This window comes from Acinetobacter sp. YH12138, from assembly GCF_015218525.1.
GTDB classification, from domain to species: domain Bacteria; phylum Pseudomonadota; class Gammaproteobacteria; order Pseudomonadales; family Moraxellaceae; genus Acinetobacter; species Acinetobacter amyesii.
This window is the reverse complement of record NZ_CP048671.1, coordinates 36,110-56,769: the sequence shown is the minus strand read 5'-3', so window position 1 is coordinate 56,769 and position 20,660 is coordinate 36,110. Positions and strand designations below refer to the sequence as shown.

At 36.4% G+C, this 20,660-nt stretch carries 20 protein-coding genes and 4 pseudogenes; 16 read left to right on the top strand and 8 right to left on the bottom strand.

Annotation, left to right across the window (positions count from 1 at the left end; genetic code table 11):
* Nucleotides 1-10: 10 nt before the first annotated feature.
* The gene (locus tag G0029_RS16460) at nucleotides 11-3,427 is read right to left on the bottom strand and encodes a type VI secretion system Vgr family protein (RefSeq protein WP_180109914.1); all 3,417 of its coding nucleotides are present in this window, start codon (nucleotides 3,425-3,427) and stop codon (nucleotides 11-13) included.
* 387 nt (nucleotides 3,428-3,814) lie between these two features.
* A pseudogene (locus tag G0029_RS16455) lies at nucleotides 3,815-4,085 on the bottom strand (transposase); the annotation flags it as partial.
* Nucleotides 4,086-4,526: 441 nt separating this feature from the next.
* On the opposite strand from G0029_RS16455, the gene G0029_RS16445 reads away from it, so the two are divergent.
* From G0029_RS16445 to G0029_RS16435, 3 genes are all read left to right on the top strand, one after another.
* Entirely contained in the window at nucleotides 4,527-5,585 is a 1,059-nt protein-coding gene (locus G0029_RS16445; RefSeq protein ID WP_180109913.1) for an RNA-guided endonuclease InsQ/TnpB family protein, read from the top strand.
* Between the two features lie 217 nt (nucleotides 5,586-5,802).
* On the top strand, nucleotides 5,803-7,107 hold the full coding sequence (locus G0029_RS16440; protein WP_180109912.1) for a type II toxin-antitoxin system HipA family toxin: 1,305 nt from the start codon (nucleotides 5,803-5,805) through the stop codon (nucleotides 7,105-7,107).
* Entirely contained in the window at nucleotides 7,100-7,378 is a 279-nt protein-coding gene (locus G0029_RS16435; protein WP_004871362.1) for a helix-turn-helix domain-containing protein, read from the top strand. The genes G0029_RS16440 and G0029_RS16435 overlap by 8 nt, the downstream gene beginning before the upstream one ends.
* A gap of 15 nt (nucleotides 7,379-7,393) precedes the next feature.
* On the opposite strand, the gene G0029_RS16430 is transcribed toward G0029_RS16435, so the two are convergent.
* Nucleotides 7,394-8,605 carry a tyrosine-type recombinase/integrase gene (locus tag G0029_RS16430; RefSeq protein ID WP_180109911.1) on the bottom strand — a complete coding sequence of 404 codons (1,212 nt, stop codon included), beginning with the start codon at nucleotides 8,603-8,605 and terminating at the stop codon, nucleotides 7,394-7,396.
* 376 nt (nucleotides 8,606-8,981) lie between these two features.
* Between G0029_RS16430 and G0029_RS16425 the strand changes: the two are divergent.
* Both G0029_RS16425 and G0029_RS16420 read left to right on the top strand, forming a co-directional pair.
* Nucleotides 8,982-9,300 (top strand): annotated as a pseudogene (locus G0029_RS16425) (transposase); the annotation flags it as partial.
* Entirely contained in the window at nucleotides 9,279-9,638 is a 360-nt protein-coding gene (locus tag G0029_RS16420; protein WP_373685877.1) for a hypothetical protein, read from the top strand. The pseudogene G0029_RS16425 and the gene G0029_RS16420, both read left to right, overlap by 22 nt.
* A gap of 46 nt (nucleotides 9,639-9,684) precedes the next feature.
* On the opposite strand, the gene G0029_RS16415 is transcribed toward G0029_RS16420, so the two are convergent.
* Together G0029_RS16415 and G0029_RS16410 are read right to left on the bottom strand one after the other, a co-directional pair.
* A complete protein-coding gene (locus G0029_RS16415) occupies nucleotides 9,685-10,116 on the bottom strand; it encodes a hypothetical protein (protein ID WP_180109910.1) in 432 nt (143 codons plus the stop codon).
* A gap of 3 nt (nucleotides 10,117-10,119) precedes the next feature.
* Nucleotides 10,120-10,683 (bottom strand): hypothetical protein, encoded by a 564-nt coding sequence (locus tag G0029_RS16410; protein ID WP_180109909.1) that lies wholly within the window; start codon nucleotides 10,681-10,683, stop codon nucleotides 10,120-10,122.
* Here G0029_RS16410 and G0029_RS16405 point away from each other — a divergent pair.
* Nucleotides 10,675-10,866, top strand: a pseudogene (locus G0029_RS16405) (replication initiation protein); the annotation flags it as partial. The gene G0029_RS16410 and the pseudogene G0029_RS16405 sit on opposite strands and share 9 nt — an antisense overlap.
* 117 nt (nucleotides 10,867-10,983) lie before the next feature.
* Nucleotides 10,984-11,466 carry a hypothetical protein gene (locus G0029_RS16400; RefSeq protein ID WP_257223795.1) on the top strand — a complete coding sequence of 161 codons (483 nt, stop codon included), beginning with the start codon at nucleotides 10,984-10,986 and terminating at the stop codon, nucleotides 11,464-11,466.
* Between the two features lie 190 nt (nucleotides 11,467-11,656).
* Here G0029_RS16400 and G0029_RS16395 read toward each other — a convergent pair whose 3' ends face one another.
* Nucleotides 11,657-12,892, bottom strand: coding sequence for a type VI immunity family protein (locus tag G0029_RS16395; RefSeq protein WP_180109908.1), 1,236 nt, complete (start codon nucleotides 12,890-12,892; stop codon nucleotides 11,657-11,659).
* 22 nt (nucleotides 12,893-12,914) lie between these two features.
* Nucleotides 12,915-13,073: a hypothetical protein gene (locus tag G0029_RS16390; RefSeq protein WP_180109907.1), complete on the bottom strand. Its 159-nt coding sequence runs from the start codon at nucleotides 13,071-13,073 to the stop codon at nucleotides 12,915-12,917.
* 1 nt (nucleotide 13,074) lies between these two features.
* Here G0029_RS16390 and G0029_RS16385 point away from each other — a divergent pair, with 1 nt between their 5' ends.
* From G0029_RS16385 to nadS, 5 genes are all read left to right on the top strand, one after another.
* A complete protein-coding gene (locus G0029_RS16385) occupies nucleotides 13,075-13,455 on the top strand; it encodes a polymorphic toxin type 15 domain-containing protein (RefSeq protein WP_180109906.1) in 381 nt (126 codons plus the stop codon).
* Nucleotides 13,456-13,549: 94 nt separating this feature from the next.
* The gene (locus tag G0029_RS16380) at nucleotides 13,550-14,251 is read left to right on the top strand and encodes a GAD-like domain-containing protein (protein WP_180109905.1); all 702 of its coding nucleotides are present in this window, start codon (nucleotides 13,550-13,552) and stop codon (nucleotides 14,249-14,251) included.
* Nucleotides 14,252-14,335: 84 nt separating this feature from the next.
* Nucleotides 14,336-15,037 (top strand): GAD-like domain-containing protein, encoded by a 702-nt coding sequence (locus tag G0029_RS16375; RefSeq protein WP_180109904.1) that lies wholly within the window; start codon nucleotides 14,336-14,338, stop codon nucleotides 15,035-15,037.
* A gap of 217 nt (nucleotides 15,038-15,254) precedes the next feature.
* Nucleotides 15,255-15,575 carry a type II toxin-antitoxin system RelE/ParE family toxin gene (locus G0029_RS16370; RefSeq protein WP_002126330.1) on the top strand — a complete coding sequence of 107 codons (321 nt, stop codon included), beginning with the start codon at nucleotides 15,255-15,257 and terminating at the stop codon, nucleotides 15,573-15,575.
* On the top strand, nucleotides 15,568-15,840 hold the full coding sequence (nadS, locus tag G0029_RS16365) for a NadS family protein (RefSeq protein ID WP_004676016.1): 273 nt from the start codon (nucleotides 15,568-15,570) through the stop codon (nucleotides 15,838-15,840). The genes G0029_RS16370 and nadS overlap by 8 nt, the downstream gene beginning before the upstream one ends.
* 225 nt (nucleotides 15,841-16,065) lie before the next feature.
* Here the strand turns inward: nadS and G0029_RS16360 are convergent, their stop codons facing one another.
* Nucleotides 16,066-16,962, bottom strand: a complete 897-nt coding sequence (locus G0029_RS16360) for a tetratricopeptide repeat protein (protein WP_180109903.1) — start codon at nucleotides 16,960-16,962, stop codon at nucleotides 16,066-16,068.
* Between the two features lie 265 nt (nucleotides 16,963-17,227).
* Here G0029_RS16360 and G0029_RS16355 point away from each other — a divergent pair, with 265 nt between their 5' ends.
* The 4 genes and pseudogenes from G0029_RS16355 to G0029_RS16340 all read left to right on the top strand — a co-directional run bounded on the left by G0029_RS16355 (nucleotide 17,228) and on the right by G0029_RS16340 (nucleotide 20,620).
* Nucleotides 17,228-18,562: an ISNCY family transposase gene (locus G0029_RS16355; protein ID WP_180109902.1), complete on the top strand. Its 1,335-nt coding sequence runs from the start codon at nucleotides 17,228-17,230 to the stop codon at nucleotides 18,560-18,562.
* 113 nt (nucleotides 18,563-18,675) lie between these two features.
* Nucleotides 18,676-18,921, top strand: a complete 246-nt coding sequence (locus tag G0029_RS16350) for a type II toxin-antitoxin system RelB/DinJ family antitoxin (RefSeq protein WP_111885987.1) — start codon at nucleotides 18,676-18,678, stop codon at nucleotides 18,919-18,921.
* Nucleotides 18,911-19,204 (top strand): annotated as a pseudogene (locus G0029_RS16345) (type II toxin-antitoxin system RelE family toxin). Before G0029_RS16350 ends, G0029_RS16345 begins: the two are co-directional and overlap by 11 nt.
* A 468-nt stretch (nucleotides 19,205-19,672) precedes the next feature.
* Nucleotides 19,673-20,620, top strand: a complete 948-nt coding sequence (locus tag G0029_RS16340) for an IS5 family transposase (protein ID WP_180109901.1) — start codon at nucleotides 19,673-19,675, stop codon at nucleotides 20,618-20,620.
* Nucleotides 20,621-20,660 lie beyond the last annotated feature (40 nt).

Genomic DNA, 20,660 nt, shown 5'->3' with positions numbered 1-20,660 from the left:
TTAGCAAACGCTAACCATTGTTCTTTTTCGGTCGTGTAGTTTCGCTATAAGTGAGATAAGGGCTTGAATATTGCTTCCTATCTACCCAATCATCGTCACTGGCAAGGACAGGTATCGCTTTTTCTGGTGCAGCTTCCGCTACTTTTATTTCAGGCACTTTAGGCACTGCGACTGGTGCAGCTGTCACATTCGTAGGCGTTGCAGAGCCTTCTCGAATGGTTTCCGTATAAGTCAATGCGCGTGTGGAATAAGAAATTTTACGGCCCACTATATCCTTATCAATGGTTGCTTGTGAGTTCTGAACTGCGGCAGCAGTTGACCCAGAAACGATGCCGTTACTCATTCCACTTCCACCTAATACGCTGGATAAGCCTTGTGCACCCTGACCCAAACTTGCCATTTGTGAAGCAGAAAGTCCCAAGTTGAGTTTCGATGAAATTGCAGATAGTGCAGAGTTGGTGACTTGGTCTTTAAATTGATTTAATGCCTGTCCACCTAGATCTTTTAATGCATTTTTTCCTATATTTTTTAAAGAATCTGCATTTAAATTGAATAAGTTATCTTTAAGCTGTGAAGTTAAATTTTGCCCCAACGACCCGAGTGCATTCTGAATCAAGTCTGAAGCTCCCGGTACAACGTTTTCTGCCCATTGATAGTCACGCTTAAAATGACTCGCTGAATCCCAAGCACTTCGAGGATCTTTGTCAAACTCAACTTTAGCCGGTCCTGGTGCAATACCCGTTACTTGAGCAAAGCCATTGCCGTCTAATTTTCCTGTAACTTGCTTGCCCAAAGCATCAATCACTTTAAATCCAGTTCCGCTAAAGAAATCTTGACCACCATAGCTCTTGAGCAGTTCTAAGGCCCCTTTCATCGGATTAGAAGCAGGAAGTTGTGCAGACTTGCTAGCACTCGATGCTGGTTTAAATAGATGCTGCCCTGCATTTACTTCAAATTTACCGCCTGTCTTAGCAAGAATTCCCGAGCCATTTAAAGTAATTTGAGAAGAAGCTCCTGTGATCACAATCTCTTTCGGACTGCTAATCTCTATTTTGTCCTCAGTAGAAGAAATCGTAATTCCTTTTTTTGCCAAAATATCCAAAGCATCTGACTGTGCTTGAATTTCAATTTTGCTTTGCGCTGCAATGGCTTTAATACCGCCTTGTGCTGCAAATAAGCTAACCTTACCTAAAGCTTGTCCCACAATATTTTTTTGCGTACTCAGGTTAATGCTATCACCGGCAATTTGGTTGATCATGCCTGTTGCAGATAAATGAATATCCTCTGGTGTACTCAGTGCAATACCATCCACTGAGTTAAGTAAAAGAATGGCTTTTTTAAATTTAGCGATATCTTTTTCTATTTCACTGGCAAAAGCTTTGAGCTGTTCAACAGATTCAATTTCATCTGTTTTTTGTTGTTTTGCAATATCACTTAAAGACTTACTATTACTATGACTCGTCTCCAGCTGTGTTCTTGCAATCTCTGCATCTAAATGTTCACCATTGGCCTTTTCCTGTTTATAAGTCGACACCAATAAACCTTGTCCAGCTCGTAGCGCCCCCCATTGATCGGTCCGCAGCTCAAAACCTTCACCCCGATCTTCACTTTCTGCTTTATCTTTTGGATGACTGAGCTTACCGAGGTTCAGTTGGCTCGCACCATGACTACTTTGCAGCTGGGTACTAATTTGCCCCGTGGTGTCATCAAAGCGTAATTGACCAAATCCCTCTCCCGCCACTTCTTTGGAACGAATTCCCGCGAGTTTTTTGGTATCTGGTAATTGTCCTTTATTGTCAAATTTAGTGGGACTACGCTGCGCTTCATGAATACGACCCACGACAAAAGGTCGGTCAATATTGCCATCAAAGAAATCAACGACAACTATTTCACCAATTCGAGGTAAGAAGCGCGCACCATAACCTTCACCGGCCCAAGGCGTCAGCACATCAACCCAAGCCGAGTCTGTGTCATTATTATTCGCACCTGCACCGCCATCATGGCCATGATCATCGGAACGGGTAAATAGGAAACGGACTTTTATCCGTCCCCATTCATCAACATGGATTTCTTCACCAGCAGGACCCACAACTTTGGCACGCTGCGGATGTGTTACTGGTCGATGTGTAAGTGGATTAAATTCAGGGACAGTCGTAATATTTCGACGTTGCAAAGTCAAGGTATTGGCTTGGCGTTCATCCGCATCGCTTTGTTTGACTTGCCACTGACTTTGATGGATCAGTTGTGTAACTTGATCGGTTAAGTCTTTGGGTAAATTATTTTGGTTATAAAAAGACTTGGATAAAATCAAAAACTCTTGATCGGCACCACGATGCTGGTCAATCTCTGGATGCTCATCCAATTTGAACCAATAACCAACTTGTGTATCACGCACGGTACTTTTAGCAATAAATTGTTTGGCTTGAGCTGCATAATAATCACTAAAATTTTGATTGAGACGTTCAACTTGAGCACTATTAGAGGCAGTTGCAGCATCTTCACCATTCAGATCTTGCATCCATGCAGGGCTCACATGCCATGCCTGCTCTAAGCTTAAGCTCGCATTATCTTGATTTTGACTATGTAGATGCTTGCTTTGTACTGCACCACCACCCTCGTCCTGTTCAAGCACATCCGCTTGCCACCGCTGCACATGTACCGACGTCGGTTGCAGACTGCGCTGACCGATAAAACTGGTCATACTGTCATTTTTTTCAGTCGCACTACTGCGATGAAAACGGATATTACGTCGCTCCAAAGCTTGATATTGGCTATTTTCATCAATCAAACGTAGCTTTTGAGCTGCTATGGGTGTCACAGACGATGTTACAAAAGATTGAGCTTCATCAACCAACCAATGAATGCCTTCACTGCGTAGTAAGCGAGTAATAAAATCATAGTCAGTTTCATTACTTTGCATCATGAATGGCCGGACGTCATACTCTTTTTTTAAGCCACTTAAGTCCAAACTTAAGCTCGCTGCAAAAAGTGGGCTCTTTTTTTGCCATTCCTTAAAAATAATCTCGACCACATCTTTGACCGATTTATTCATAAACACGCGGCTATTACGACGCTTATGCCATAGTGTCGTTGCATCTTCTAAGGTCAACTTATATAGCGTTAATGCACCATCACTTTGGCCTTGAAATGCTTCTGTAATGATCCCGGTAATACGAAAAAGTTGACCCGCATCGGTTACCTGATCGATTGCGACTTGTGTACCAATAAATTGTTTGAGTTCTAAGGTGGCAGAAGTTGAGAGACAGATGAGCTGAACATTCAAACCTTCACTTAAGGCATGTTCCCCATCAATACGTTGCAAGAATACTTGTTCATTCAGCGTGGTATTGGAAAATTGAATATGCAAGGCACGTTTTTGTGGACTAATGCCCAATTTCTCAAGTGCAGAATAAATATTGTTCAGCATGTTTATTATCAAAAATCGATTTTTTATAAAATACGGCGGTATTTAATCAAGAAAACTCATATATTCCAAGGCTTCGGCGCCTGACTTTGTTTGGCTTTATGTAAGCGAAAAGTCCCTTATTGATGAAAAAAGAGACGCATCCACCTCGATACGTCTCTTTCGTTTAATTCAACTCAACTCAAACCCAATACTATTAAGTTGCATTTAAAAAAGCGTGAATATTTTCCAATTGCGCTAACACCTCAAGATGTCCTTGTAAAGCCGCATTTTGCAAATGTTGTTCTGCAATTTTAAGATCGCGCATCTACCCCGATGCCATGAATATATAGATAAGCCAACTTTCCAAAATATGTTAAAAGGCTAAGTGGATTTCATCGAACTCAGGTTTCTACAAAGTGTAGTGTAATCTGGTGCAGTCCAATCTAGACCGCATAGTTTAATCAGGCTTTGAACAGAGCCAGTGACCATGCGTAAAGACAGACGAAATAGGAATTTAATCATTAAGCAGCATTGGATTGCTGTATGAGAATAGGTTTGATTTCACCCGTGTTTATCAATGGACGGAGCAACCATTGGGTCGCTGAATCAAACCAAATTGATATATTTCCTCGATTGATCAAGGCTTTATTGTAGGTGGACAATTGGTTGTACGATAGATTTTTGGTGTGAGCTTATGAGTATTATATTACTGAATAAGCCCTTAGAGGTAGGTTTGTGCACCAAAGTCCAATTAGATTAAGTTAGGTTTAATAAGTTTAATATATTTCTTTAAATGCTATGTCCAGTGTGTCATCAACAGATTTATCTTGTTGTACAACAATTTGTCTAACTTTTCTTAGCTTCAGTCAGATATAAGACACGCCCATCTTCCTGCATGACACGGGTATGTTCTAAATAATACAGATTTGCTCTTTTTGAATTTAGAATCGCTTTTAGATCAGATGGATTAAGTTATTCCATTTATCCACTGGAGCGTAAAACCTCGTGGTTCAGCACGAGGATATATGCGACTGGAGTAAACCATATGAACGACACGAAATGTCTTTTTAAATACTTGTACTATAGTCACTATTAAGAAAAATACTGTTAAAATAATTGGATGAAGACACTCAAATTACGCATAAAAGATAAACATTGCAAGGTGCTAAATCAGTTAGCATCCGAAGTAAATTTTGTCTGGAATTATGTCAATGATTTGTGTTTTAAGCATCTACAACGTAAACAACAATTCTTTTCAGCATACGACATTGCAAAATACACGAAAGGCACATCGAAAGAATGCAACTTGCACAGTCAAACTATTCAGGCAATGACAGAAGAATTGGTCACAAGACGCAAGCAGTTCAAAAAAGCAAAACTAAAATGGCGTGTCAGTAATAAAAAATCAGCTAGACGTTCACTGGGTTGGATACCGTTTAAAAAGGTTGCAATCAAATATGCTGATGGCTATGTTCAATATGGCAAGCATCAATTTAAACTATGGGATAGTTACGGATTAAGTCAATACAATATCAAAACAGGCACATTCGTAGAAGATAGTCGTGGACGTTGGTATGTTTGTCTTGTAGTTGATGCAGTCAAAATAGAAAAAAACAACGCTAAAACCTCAATTGGCATAGATTTAGGTTTAAAAGATTTAGCGACTTGTTCAGATGGCGTAAAACTTAAAGCACCTCAAATCTATCGGCAATATGAACAAAAACTTGGTATTGCTCAACGTGCAAAAAATAAGAAACGTGTCAAAGCCATCCATGCCAAGATTAAAAATGTAAGACAAAACATGCTGCATCAATTCAGCCGAAAATTGGTGAATGAACATGTAGCCATCTTCGTTGGCAATGTGAATGCCAAAGCATTAGCACAAACCAGATTGGCTAAATCAGTGCTAGATGCCAGTTGGACAACACTAAGAACCATGCTCAAGTATAAATGCGAGAACGCAGGGGTATGTTATGAAGAAGTCAATGAAGCCTATACCACCCAAATTTGTTCGTGCTGTGGCTCACGCTCCAGTAGTCTGAAAGGTAGAGCAGGACTTGGAATAAGAGAATGGCAGTGTGTGGAGTGCGGTACGCTCCATGATCGGGATGTAAATTCCGCACTGAATATTCTTGCGCTCGGGCATGAGCGTCTAGCAGTAGGAATCTCCGTCCTTTAGGTCGGGGAGGATGTCAATTTCTCCTTTTGAATATTTAATCAAAAAAATTGCATAAAGAAGTTAGTAATTTAGCAATACGACAAGTTATGACGTTTAAAATGATTGCTTATAGTGCAAATTAAATGATTCTAAATCAGAGTAGGAAATTCAATATATATCTACTATAATAAATAAATATAGCCGAAAATAGATACTAATTTTTTATTTTAATACATATATGAATCAATATTGCACACTTCAAATTTTTCAAAATAACGAATGGCAAGATTGCGCTATCGTTGAATTAATTGCTAATCAAGAGCAAGGCTGGAGAGCATCTACACGAACGTCATACTTATTTGAATATGCTATTGAACATATGGATTTAAGGGATGGTCATGCTCTATCATTCCAATTTCCAGTCAATGTACAAAACAACTTAGAAAACCAATGGCCAGCATTTCTCATGGACTTGCTACCTCAAGGTTATGGGCGAAAGGAGCTTTTAAATCAGCTGGGTTTTTCAATTAATGCAGAAGAACAAGCTGATTGGCCCCTACTGAAATCTGGGGCAGGTAATCCTATTGGTAATCTACGAATTAAAGAAGCTTATGACTGGCTTCAAGATCATTTTCCGACAGTGAAACCTCGTGGATTTAGCCTAAGCGAAATAATTGAAAGGAAAGAAGATTTCATTGAGTCACTTGCATCATATGGCTTATTTGTTGCTGGTTCTTCAGGTGTTCAAGGTGAATGGCCTAAACTATTACTAACACAAGGATATGATGGTCTGTTTTATTTAGATCACAGTCTTCCAGATGAACTAGCAGCAAAGCATTGGCTAGTTAAATTTAGTCGTGGAAATGATCAAAAACTGGAAAAAATACTGTTACATGAAGCAATTTACATGAAAATAGCTCGGTATTTAGGTCTAAGAGTGTTCAAGGACTTGGAACTTCACCAGAGAACGCTATTTATTCCACGTTTTGATCGCCAAATTATCAATGGTAAAGTCGAAAGAGTTGCACAAGAAAGCCTAGCCTCTTTAAGTGGTAAAGCTGGCTTCGGCGTTAAAATGACACATAATCAAATCTGTACATTGATCATGGAATGTTGCTCATCACCAAAAGCTGAAATTTTTGAATATTTGAAACGAGATATTACTAATGTTGCATTAGGAAATAAAGATAATCATACCCGTAATACCGCAATTCAACGTTTAAATGACGGTACAATTCAATTAACACCCCTCTTCGATTTTGCACCAATGTGGCTTCATCCTGACGGAATTGCACGTACTACACGTTGGGAAAAAGATGACCATGGAGGAATGCCTATATGGGGATCTGTCATAACGCAAATAGAAGAATGTACAGGAATAGATTCAACTGAAATTAAACATACAATAATTCAACAATTGCCACTGTATGAAAATTTGCTCGATGAAATGAAAAAAATAAATATAGATGATGAGATTCTACAAAATAGTCATCATCGTATATTGAATATATGCCAACAGATTCAGGAGCTTTCTAATGGATAAACGTTATAAGCCTATGACGGCAATCGAGCAAATGAATAAACGCTTACAAGTCTTAGAAAATATAAATAACAATCCTGAGTGGCAAATTTATCAGATTGCATCATACATTAGAAAAGAACTACATTTAACATTAAATGAAATGAGTAAAATTACTAAAATTGCACCACAGACTTTACAGAAAATGGAGCAACCTGATAGTAATCCAACATTAGATTCTATAAATAAGTTGTTAAATGCATTTGGTTTAAAATTTATTATTAAATCCAAATAGTTTAATTTAAATTACCTATAAACTAGATTTTGATTTATTTTCTAAATAGTCACCCCACCACTGCATCATATCAGCTCTTTTTTGAATATAATCTGCATGGTTATAACTAGCACGTGTTTTATTCTTATCTACATGTGAAAGCTGAGCCTCAATCCAACTATCTTGAAATAAGCCAGAATCATTTAAAATAGTACTGAATGTTGATCTTAAACCGTGTGAGGATAGCTCATTTTTTTTGTATCCCATCTTACGAATGGCTGAATTTATTGTGTTAAAATGCAATGGCTTATCTTTAATTTTTGGGCTGGCAAAAACATAACGATCGCCTTGTGACCACTCTAGTGCAGATCTAACAATGCTCACCGCTTGCGATGATAATGGAACTAAAAAATCAGGAATATCATAACCTGCTATCACTTTTCGACGATATTGCTTGATATGTAAAGCAGGTATTTTCCAAAGATTGTTATCAAAATCAAAATGATGAGGTTCTGCAGACAATAACTCTGCCCCCCTGACTCCAGTATATAATTTAAATAGGATTGCTTTTTTTATAATCGGATCTGTATTTAGTTGAGTTATTCTAAGAATAAAATTAGAAATTTCTTCATCTTTTAAATAGGGATAATTTTTCTTTAATTTCCCTTTCAATAATATTTTATTTAGACCATAAGCTTGATTATAATCACAGTATCCCATTGCAACTGCAAAATCATAGATTTGATTTAAATAGCTATACGCTTTTTTTACAGGTTCCTTAACTCCCCTATTTTCAATCTGCTTAATTACCTTAACTAAATCAGTTCTTTTAATTTTACTAAAATCTATATCACCAATAACGGGATAAATGTCATTTATTAAACATGCATTCGCCAATTGGATTACACCACCACGTGGTTGATCTTTAAATGAATTATTTGTTTTAAACTCTAACCATTCTTCACAAACAACTTTAAAAGTTTGAATTTTCTCCTGAACTAAATTTTGTGTAGAAAATTTAGTTGCCTTATAGGAGTCTCTGGCCACTCTAGCCTCTTTGAGATTCATCTCAGGATATGTACCTAGAGTGACTCGTGGTCTTTTACCCGTTTCTGCAACTGAATATCGATAACTCCAAGACTTTTTTCCATTAGGATCGACTTTTAAGCTTAAACCATCATCATCAGCTAAAAAGTAAATTTTTTCTTTTGGATATGACTTTCGTACTTGTGTTTCCGTAAGACTCATAAATTTTTATAAACCAGCATAATGATCCCCATTATCTTAATTATATCAAAAATAAGCATTATTATGTGATGCGTATATTACGCATCACATAAGAATTTATATATATGTTTTTTATGAATATTATTCTGAGTTTATAAGTTGAAGTAACCAAAAAAGTAACCACTGTTAAAATCTGTATTAAGCAACAAAAATCAGTAATAGTTAATCATTACTCTGCAATGGGTTTGTTTTAAAGACCTCGCAACCGAACCTTAATTATTCGAGGCAATATTTCTATCCGGTTTTATTCTTTGACTCAATGGTATGTTCATACGCAAGAAAAAATGGATCAAATCAAACTTAGTCCAATACAGCTATATAATACTGCTTAAGGTAAGTCGATATTGCAATTGGCTATCAAAAAAGTAGTGGTGGTCTCCATCTACTCGTAGACTCTACTGGCCTAAAGTTTTTAGGTGAAGGTGAATGGAAGCGTAAGAAACATGGACCTGAATCGCCGCCAATGGCGTAAGCTTTATATTGGTATCTATACTGAAATCATTCAAATACGTGCTGTACAACTCACCGCAAATAATGTCAGTGATTCACAGGTAGTGGTAGATTTACTTGCTCAAATCCCTTTAGATGAACAAATCGATTCTGCCTATACATATGGTACTTATGACACAAAACGATGCCGTCAGGTCATTGCAGATCCAATGCACATGCCCGACTTGAGCAATCCGCTAAGTTACTGGATGAAAAAACCAAGGTCTTAAATCAAACTGCCAACCGTTTAGATCGTAATTTTGATAACCGCTTTCTGATCTTGTACTCCAGTATTTTTATTGGCTTAGTGGTACTGGTTGTCATGTGCTTATATTTATTCATTCCAAGTTGGGATGAAATTAAACAGCGGAGAGAGCTTGCAGAGCTTTACAACATGGAAGTTAAGACTTGTCTTGTCAATGGTGTTAGCAAACCTTGTGTTCGTATCATGCGAAATCAGTGCAATTATGATGGTGGGGATTTGTGTGTGATTGACCCAAAATAAGAAATTTATATTCCAGGATTAAAAACGCTGAATTATTAAGTATTAACTAATATTTTTCAAAAACATATGACACAATAACACAAATGATTGCCAAGGCTATCAAAGTAAATATGGTATATTGAAGAATAAAATAACCTTTATTTGTTTTTAATAGCTCAGTAAGTTGATCTCGATCTATTGAGTAGTAAAAAGATTCTTTTCCATATAGTTTTTTGAAGCTACTCCCATACTTTATATTAATAATTTCTCTCCAATAAGTTGTAGGCAGAAAACTAAGGAAAAGAAAATTAAAAGGTTCTAATGGTCTACTATACTTATTTTCATCATTAAAAATAATTTTAGATATTTTTTTTATATTTACATTCATGTAAATATAAAAAATTATATAAAAAGCTAAAGAAATAGCAAAAAAGAAAAGCCCAAACATCCCTATCAATAAAAAAGGTCTAGTTTCCAGAATATATATTAAAAAGTTCATGTTCTATTTGCTCTGATATTCACTAATCGCATCATAAGTTTCACCAGCTATCCAACCTGTAATATCGCCAGTTGCCTTGCCTGCCATAGTGGCAGAAATAGCAACAACCCCAATAACGACTAATCCTGTTCCACCTGTGGCTAAACCAATAATTAATGCGCTGGTGAATGCCCCTGTCAAAATACCAGTTCCTATTTTAGTTGTTTCTACAACTGTTGTTCTTGCTCTATCTTCAGGTTTAGCCTCAGCAATTGTAATTCCGGAACTTACTACATCTGTTGCAAGAGCTGCGTAACCAGCAAGTTTTAACTGTTTACTAAATTTACCAATTTCTCCCATTTTTTTAGCATAGTCTTTAATTCCACCTTTATAATTTTTATCTCTTGATGGTGCTGATTGGCTTAAAAATCTACGCAAATTATTGGTCTTAATAGACTGATCCCATTTGAAAAACTTTTGAGTAGACTCATTCTCAATTTGACTATATAAACTAGCGTATTTCTGTTTAAACAATTTGAAATTTTTTGCAGCTGCTAAACTAACTCTCTCAAACAGTCTTTTTATCAAATGAGTGACTCACAAATTAACTTATTTGGAAATCAATTATCTCGCCTACATGAACTGTCTCATTTAGCAAATCAAGGTGAAAGCTATGAAGAGTTAGCCATTAAAATTAAAGATATGCTCAGAGATCCAGTACAACAAAAACAACTTCTTCCACATCTTAAAGATCTAGGTTTTAAGGTTTAAGTACATTACAGTTCATGTAATGACGAACTAAAACCATAATTAAAGAACTATGCCTAAATTTACTGTTGCGGAATTAGCTAAAAATATGGAATCGCTCGTACATCTATTTATGATCGTATGAAGAATGGTTCTATTAGTTATGAAATTGACTCTAAGAATCGAAAAGTCATTGATTTTAGTGAAATGCAACGTGTTTACGGTATGCCTAACAGTCAGGCTGACAGTAAGCCTGATAGTAAGGAAACTGACAACACTACAGTTGAACTGTACAAGCAATTGATTGAAGAATTACGACATGATAAATCAGTTGCCGAAGAACGTGAAAGGCTTATGTACAAAGAGATTGAGCAACTTAAAGATAAAATTGACAACCTAACATTAGCACTTGGCTATACACCTAAAAATATTCAGCCTGACAGTCAGGATTACAGTACAAATGAACAAATCCGTACAACTACAGACTTACAAGAAATTGTACAGCCCGAACAAATTACAGCAATAGAAAATAAGCCTATTCAGCAAGCTGCTACGATAACACCGGAACCTAAAAAACGAGGTTTATTGGGCCGAGTGCTACATGCTGTTTTAAGTGATGACTAGAGGTTGAATTGTTTACCAAGGCTTATTAAAACCGTGAAACATTGGTCAAAGAATAGGCGTGGAACGGTAAAATTCAACCAAAAAGCCCAGATCGGTAGGTCTGGGCTTTTTCCTATACGATAAGGTTATGATTTAAAAGACAAAATAAAGAGCATTTCGTATAAGGTGTATTATGTTAATTTTAGATTATCTAAAATGGATTAGGTAATAATACATCCCCACCATCATCTCGTTTAACTAACCTCCATACTGCCATTTTGCTATCCAATTCCCCATCATGCCATTCATATTCCGCTTCTTCTGGAAATTCATTACCTTTTGTTAAATGCTGTTCAATTCCTTCAAAATCAAAAGGTGTCCATATCCCACTATGAGGAATGATTCGATCATCATTGTCATATTGCCCCAGAACGGGAAATAAAGCTTCATTTTTACCGTTCAAGTCCAATTTACCTTGGATAAAATTAGCATTGTCCCATCGTCTCATCCAATAATAAACTTGTGACAAGGAATATCGGGGGCCTTTATATGCTGTATGCATTGCATCACTCGGCATATCTGAACGAATTACTTTAAATAGCTCATTAATGGCGATATAGCTTAATGGTAAGGGTAAATCCTTATTCCCCAAGCGAGGTATTTCACCTGCTTTAAAAATCAAACTATCATTAAGTTCTGAAACTTGAATATCAGAGGTGTTTGCTAAAATTTCAGCATAATAAGGTTGTTGTTTTAGTTTATTTTTGAGTTGTTTTCCGACAAAAGAATACCAATTAATGCTTCTAGTCCCCTTTTGCCAATCGGTAGTGAAGAAACTCGCTCCATCTGGGGTTAGTCCCCAATATTGGCGGGTGACGCCATACTCATAAAATTGATATGCATGACGATCATAAGGTAATTGAATATTAAGTCCTGCATAGCCATGCAGAACCTCTAATTTGCTCACAATATTCTTAACCCATGTGTCAAATTCAGCTCTGCCTTTTTCATTATAAGCAAAATCTATGGGGAGGTTAATATGCATATAAGAGACACCATAGTTATCTCTTGCTGTATAAATACTCATTGAATAATCATCAGCAGTTTCCCCATCTTCAGTTGAACTGAGAAACCACTCAAAAGCATTGATCTGAGGTGCTTTTTTATATATGGCTTGATAGCTTTTTTCTGTTAACTTTACAAATCCCCTGATATTTATATGGAAATGTGATTTTAGAGGATATTTCAATTTGAATTGTTCTATGAGCTTTAATGCTTTTTTCTTACCTTCCTCATTACCGCCATTCAGATAATAAACTTGGATAGTCAATGATAACTGAGCCAATTTATTATCATCTTTATCTAACATCAACAATTCACGTTCAGCCTGATTGATTTGTTGAACTAACTCTTGCTCTGAGGGTGATTTTATTTCAACTAAGTGCATTATTGATCCTAATCTCTACATATTAAAAAGCGGGTGCTACTTGTCTTCCTGTACTAAATATACTTTGTAAACCTCTAGCTATTCTAGGTGAAAATTTTGCAGCTTTAGCGATTCTAAATAAAAACAATCCGGCTCTTAATGCCCCTGCAGCAATATTTACCCCAGGAATGAGCATAGCCACAGTGGCTGCTATTTCTAAGCCTAATACAATTTTCTCCCCTGTAGACATGCCTGTTGTTGCACTTACTTCAACGATTATTTTTGGTAACTGTGTGGCAGAGTTAGAAATTCCGTGTAGTTCAATTTCTGATCCTAGACAGGAATATGAAAAAGATTTATCTGATTCAAAGTTTGAAGAAAATTTAATAACAATGGATCCAATAACAGCAAAGCAAAAAGCTGATGCAGATTCCAAAGATATTATGTCGACGATGGCCGCCTTGCATAACCCGGATCAAATTGTGGGTGGGGCAAATAGTAGCGCAGAGATGGATATGGGATTAAAGAATGTGAACTCATCTATTGTAGTGGTTGGGGAAATAAAGCTAAAAATGAAAGTGTGACCCGCGTAGAATCTATTGATAGTGCGGTGAAAGGCGTTGACCCTAATATTAAAGATTCAACTAAGCTCAACGTGAAATTACATAGGTGTCCATAATGGAATTAGAATCAAAAAAATTAATTGATGAGTTTCTTGTATTTTTTCAAAGTCATTTTTCAAAAATAGAAAAAGGACCACAACCAACACTTCAATTTATTTCTCAGCATCAACACACCTTTCCTGAATATCTTTTTTATATTTGGGAAAAGTTCGGTTTTGCATCATTTGAAAATGGGGGGTTTTGGTTAGTTAACCCTTTAGATTATGAAGATATTTTAGAGTTGTGTTTAAAAGATACTAATTTCCCAGAATATGATGATTTCTATGTTATTGGTAGAACGGCTTTTGGTAGTTTGTATGCTATAGGAAAAAATACAACATCAAAACTGACAGTTGATATCATTGGCTTAAAAATCTATCCAAATATAAGAGAAAATGTAGATAAAAAGGAGATAGATTTTTTAAGATCATTGTTATCAACCATCACAATGAAAGGTTCAAAGAAAGCAATTGATACATATGATCAAAATGAAAACTTACTTTTTGATCGTTGTCTCACGAATTTAGGCGAACTGAAAGACAATGAAATTTATGCTTATGAACCGCCTGCTGTACTTGGTGGAAAACAACTTATAGAGAACATGAAAAAAGTCGATTTATTTCAATATATTCCTTTTGTGGCTCAACTGGATAAATTCCAAGTCATGCTTGATATTTCTAAAGAAGTTGATCGTTTAGGTATTAAGCCAAGCAGTTAAATCTAAAAAAGATGGCTTTAATGGGAGTTTTTATAACTCCCATTTTTCACTCAAGCTCAATGTAAAATTAGAGAGATGTAAATAATGTTACCGTTAAGCCAACAGGAAGAGATACAAAAGTATCTAGATTATTTTAAAATTAAATTTTCTAAAATTGAAATAGGTAAAAAACCCTCTCCAGAATTTATTGCTCAATATGAACATACTTATCCTGAATATTTTTTTTATATTTGGGACAAATTAGGTTTTGCATCATTTGAGAATGGTGGATTTTGGCTCGTTAATCCTGTCGATTATGAAGATATTTTAGAACTTTGTCTTAAAAACACAGATTTAGAGCCTGATGACTTTTATGTAATAGGGCGAACAGCATTTGGGGACTTATTTCTAATTGGTAAAGAAACAACTTCGGGATTGACTATAGATATTATTGATATGCGTATTTATCCGAGCTTGAATAATAATAAGAATCTTAAAGATGGGGAACATCTAAGAGCTTTTTTATCAAAAGTTATGATCAGGGGAACAAAAGAATCAATAGATACATATGATCAAAATGAAAACTTACTTTTTGATCGTTGTTTAACGAATTTAGGCGAACTGAAAGACAATGAAATTTATGCTTATGAACCGCCTGCTGTACTTGGTGAAAAACAGCTCATAGAAAACATGAAAAAAGTTGATCTATTCCAATATATTCCTTTTGTGGCTCAACTGGATAAATTCCAAGTCATGCTTGATATTTCTAAAGAAGTTGATCGCTTAGGTATTAAGCCACAAAATTAAGATACTCCCGAAAATAATTTATTTCAGGTCAACAGACACGTATGAATCAGAATTTATGTAATGTAATACTAAATGAACTAAAAAATCATCCGTAAAAATGGGAGCGAAGAGCTCCTATTTAACATAATGGCTGTTATACGAAACGAGAGCAGCAGCTCTCGTTTTTTGATGTGGAAACTGCTAGAATACTTGTACGCCATTGACGTACACAGAATCTATGTTATTCATTGAAACCAGTATCTTTACCAAGCAAATCAAAGATCTTGTATCTGATGAGGAATATCGTCAACTTCAACAAGATCTATTGGTTCAGCCAGATAAAGGTGACTTAATCAAGAATGGCGGTGGCATTCGAAAAGTACGTTGTGCTCAAGGTAATAAAGGCAAAAGTGGCGGTATCAGAGTAATTTACTATTGGGTAAATGAGGATGATCAAATCTTTTTCTTGGTGGCTTATCCAAAATCTGTAAAAGATAATCTAACGGATAAAGAAACCGCCATTCTGCGCCAACTCGTGAAGGAGCAATTTCATGGATAACAACTTATTTGATGACTTAGTTGCTTCGATTAAAGAAGCAGGAGCAATCAAGCGCAAAGAGATCCAAGCTAGTCGAACGACCGAACTTGAATTACCAGATATTAAGGAAGTGCGAGAAAAAACTGGTTTAAGTCAAAGCGAATTTGCAGCACGTCTCCACATTAGCCATCGTACTCTGCAAAACTGGGAACAAGGCCGACGCTATCCAACAGGACCAGCAGCAACATTGATTCGAATTTTAGATGCACATCCTAGTCTTATTTAAAAAAATGCATTAAAAATGGGAGCTTAGCTCCCATTTTTTGAATTCGTATAACGTGTATTATGTTAATTTTAGGAAAAATTAATGACCGTAGAATTATATGACTGATACTTTAATCTCTACTTTTAACTTCGGTTATTTATTGGAGGATTACCAGATCAATAAATAATAAAAACTTTTTAAATCATATGGTTATGAAATACTCATACAACAAATACATTAAAAATTTTAATTAACATCTAGGTTTTTTAATTCATCTAATTTATTTTTAGCAATATCTAGTCCCATTTCATAAGCTAACTCATAATATCTATATGCTTTATTTAGGTCTTTCTCAACATCATTTCCTTTTTCATATAAATTTCCTAAATTATAGGCAGCTCTAGGATCATTTTGATCTAAAGCTTTCTTATACCACTTTATTGATTCTGTAATGGATTTTTCTACAACTTCACCTTTTGAATACATAACAGCAACATTAAATTGTGATGGAGCATAATTAGCTTCTGCTGCTTTTAAAGAATAATAAAAGTATTTCTTTTTATCTATAGGTCCATTCCAACCATTTAAATAACAGTTTGCAACGTTTGACTCTCCTAGATAATATCCAAAATCTGCAGACTTTTTAAAATATTCACATGCTTTTAGCTTATCGCTAGATACAAATGATCCATTAAAATACATCAATCCAAGTGAATTTATTGCTTCAGGAATGTTTTTCTGCATTGCCTTTTCATAATATTTATAGGCCAACTCATCATCTTTTGATACTCCTTGTCCTCTATAATAAAGATTACCAATATTATTTTCTGCTATTCCATTGCCCTGACTTGCTGATTTTATATACCAACTAAGAGCTGTCTCAAAGTTTTCTATTTGCTCAAGATAACCATTTTCATAAATGACTCCTAGTAAATTTTGAGAAGTTGCGTCTCCATCGTTAGCATTTTTTTCTATCATTTCAAATAAAGTTTTTTGTTGGGTTTTATTGCCATTTTCAACAATATTCTTAAATTCTTTAAGTTGAATAGTAGATATACTACTTTGGGGTATAGTTTTTTCTACTTTTGCTTCGCAACCAGTGAATAAAAAAATAGTACATAAAGTTAAATGAATAATTCTCATATTTTTGTCCGGATTCAATTCAAAGGGATAACAAAAGTATAGCTAAGATTATGTTGTATATTAAAACCACCACCTAAACCAGTTTCGGCACCTGCCATAGGTGTTGTTCCTTCAGAAAAATTTCATCGAATATTAAGTCTATTTAACATAATGGCGATTATACGAACTAGCCTTGTTAGAACCCATTTAAAGTGTCTATATTCTCACCAATAAAAATGTCTAGTTTATGATGGTTTTTATCACCATGGACTGGATATAAATATAGATGCTTATCACTATGTCTGACAAAGAAATTCAACGGCTTGCAGTTCTGCAAGACGTTCGAGATCATCGTATTACCCAGGTCCGTGCTGCTGAAATCCTAAATCTTTCCACCCGTCAAATTACCCGGTTATTGCAGAAGCTCAATCAAGATGGTGTCTCAGGTCTGACACATGCCAGTCGTGGTCAACCGGGTCATCGTCGCCATGATGAAGCCGTAAAGTCTGAATGCCTTTCCCTTATTTCTGAACATTTGCTGGGCTTTGGCCCAACCTTGGCGCATGAGAAGCTCATCAGCATGTTTGACCTGAATATTCCTGTAGAAACGCTTCGTCGCTGGATGACTGCCAATGATCTCTGGATTCCTCGATCCAAGCGTCTGAAACGGCCATATCAGCCTCGATATAACCGGGATTGCTTCGGTGAGTTGATCCAGATTGATGGTTCATATCATGACTGGTTTGAAGGACGAGCCGCCAAATGCTGTTTGCTGGTTTATATCGATGACGCGACTGGAAAGCTGTTGCATCTGCGCTTTTGTGAGGCTGAAACCACCTTTGACTATATGCTTTCCACCAGAGCCTACATTGAGCAATACGGCAAGCCGCTGGCCTTTTATAGTGACAAACATTCGGTATTCAGAGTGAACCAGAAATCCAGTCAGGACAGCCAGATCACGCAATTTGGCCGGATTCTGAATGAGTTAAACATTGATATTATCTTTGCCAACTCACCACAGGCCAAAGGTCGTGTGGAACGTGCCAACAGGACACTTCAGGATCGTCTGATCAAGGAGATGCGTCTGGAAGGCATCAGTTCGATTGCCGAAGCCAATGCCTGGCTACCCTGCTTTATTGAACACTTCAATCAGAAGTTCGCCAAATGTGCGAGAAATACAAAGAATTTACATCGGCCATTAACGGAATCTCATCTTGCACTGGATGACATTTTTACCTGGCAGGAACCGCGTAAGGTCACAAAGAACCTGACCATCACTTATGACAAATGTATTTATATGCTTGAGCCAACAGTACTGAATCATAAGCTGGTTGGGCAATACATTTCATTTCTGGAGTACCCAGATGGCACTGTGGCCATCTTACATGAAGGACGGAAGATCAACTATAGCGTCTTCAATAAACTGGCTGGACTACAGCAAAATGCAGTGGTTGAGAATAAACGATTAGGCTCGGTTCTGGCCCATATCCAGCAACAGCATGAAGAGTTGGAAAAACAGAATAAACGTTCCCGTCTCAAGAAAAGTATGCCGAGTCGTAAAGCTCAGAAAGTTGTTATTGAACAAAGAAATTTAAATCCTGTGCTTGACTCTTGTAGTTAAAAACAGGACATTTTAAATGGTTTATCGCATAGACATTTTAATTGGTGAATAACAAGCCTTGTAATGCAGTTTGCATTACAATATTTCCATACATTCAATAAATGGGAAAAGTGATGGCTACTGTTAACTTCAGGGTCGATGAAGCCCTTAAAGAAAAATCGTATTCAGTTCTAAGAGAACAAGGTATTGCACCTACTGAGTTTTTTACAAATGTCCTTGAATACATTGCAGCGACTGGAAAACTCCCTGTACAAAAAGCCTTACTCTCAGAAGAGGATACCGAGCTATTAGCGATTGTTCGTAAACGAATTAATGATCCTAAAGAAATGTTCGAGGAAATTACTTTAGATGACTTATAAGCTTTTACGTCATAAGGACTTCACAGCTGAATGGGAAAAGCTTCCTAGTGCTATAAGAGATCAATTTAAGAAGAAACTTGCCAAGATCATAGAGCAGCCACATATTCCCAAGAATATGCTTAGAGGGGATCTCGCAGGCTGCTATAAAATTAAATTATTAAAGGCTGGAGTCTGACTAGTTTATCAAGTCAAAGATGATCAGGTAGTTATCTTGCTCATCACCGTCGGGAAACGAGCTGACAGCATAGTTTATGACGAAGCGAAAAAGCGTATTAAAGACTGAAAATGGGAGCTATAAGCTCCCATTTTTGACTTCGTATAAGGTGTATTATGTTAATTTTAGATATTCTTAAATTTTAATTACTTACAAAATTTGGTATAATTGAGAATAATAATTAATTACTTTTATAAATTTTATGTTCAAAGGTAAAAGTTTCGATAACTTTATAAAATTATCAACTTATATGTTTTGGTTGTTAACTATGTGGTCGATAGGTATGGCGCTATATGATAAATATATGGGCTATTCTGAAAGTATAGATATGGGACCCACCTTCACTTTTATGTTTTTTACATTCTTTTCTAAATATCAATACGCAATTCAATATTGGCTTAGTCACCTAGAAACTATCAATACACAAGAACGAAATAGGCAACTTCTAATAGACTCAGATGAAAGTACAAAGTAATTCAAAAAGGCTTTGTTGCACAAACCTATCTGTAAAGGCTTTTTCAGCGATATAATTTTCAAATGAAGAAGCCTACACACAAAATCTATCGCACAACCAATTGGCCCGCATATAACCGAGCACTCATGAGTCGCGGAAATATTGCCATTTGGTTTGATCCTGCTACGCAATGGTATGCTCCATCAAAAGGCAAACAAGGGCGAAATCAAACCTACTCCGACGCAGCTATCCAATGCTGCTTAATGATTAAATCCTTATTCCGTCTATCTTTACGTATGGTCACTGGCTTTGTGCAAAGTCTGATTAAACTTTGTGGATTAAATTGGACCGCACCAGATTACAGTACGCTTTGCAGAAGACAAAAACATATTGATATTGCGATTAATTATCAAAAAAGCAGTGGTGGGCTTAACTTGCTGGTAGACTCTACCGGTCTAAAGTTTTTAGGTGAAGGTGAATGGAAAAGGAAGAAACATGGACCTGAATATCGTCGCCAATGGCGTAAACTTCATATTGGTATAGATGCTGAAACCCTTCAAATACGCGCCATTCAACTCACTACAAATAATGTGAGTGATTCACAAGTGCTTGGTGATTTACTCAATCAGATTCCACAAGATGAGCAGATTGACTCTGTTTATACCGATGGAGCTTATGACACCAAGCAATGCCGTCAGGTCATTGCAGATCGGCAAGCGCATGCGGTGATTCCACCTAGAAAAAATGCGAAACCATGGAAAGATACAAAGATCAGCTCGCTAGCGCGAAATGAATTACTTCGAACAGTTAATCTTGCGAAGCAGTGCTTCTCAGGCAGGACATTATGGAAAAAATGGTCCGGCTATCATTGCCGAAGTTTGGTGGAAACTAAGATGCATTGCATCAAATTATTGGGGGATAAACTCAGTGCAAGAAAATTTGATAGCCAAGTCAATGAAATTCATGCACGTGTAGCAGTCCTCAACAGATTTACGGAATTAGGTCGACCACTTACCCAAGTTACGCCTTAAATTAGGTTCAATTAGGGGGGGCTTTGTATTTCAAATCTTT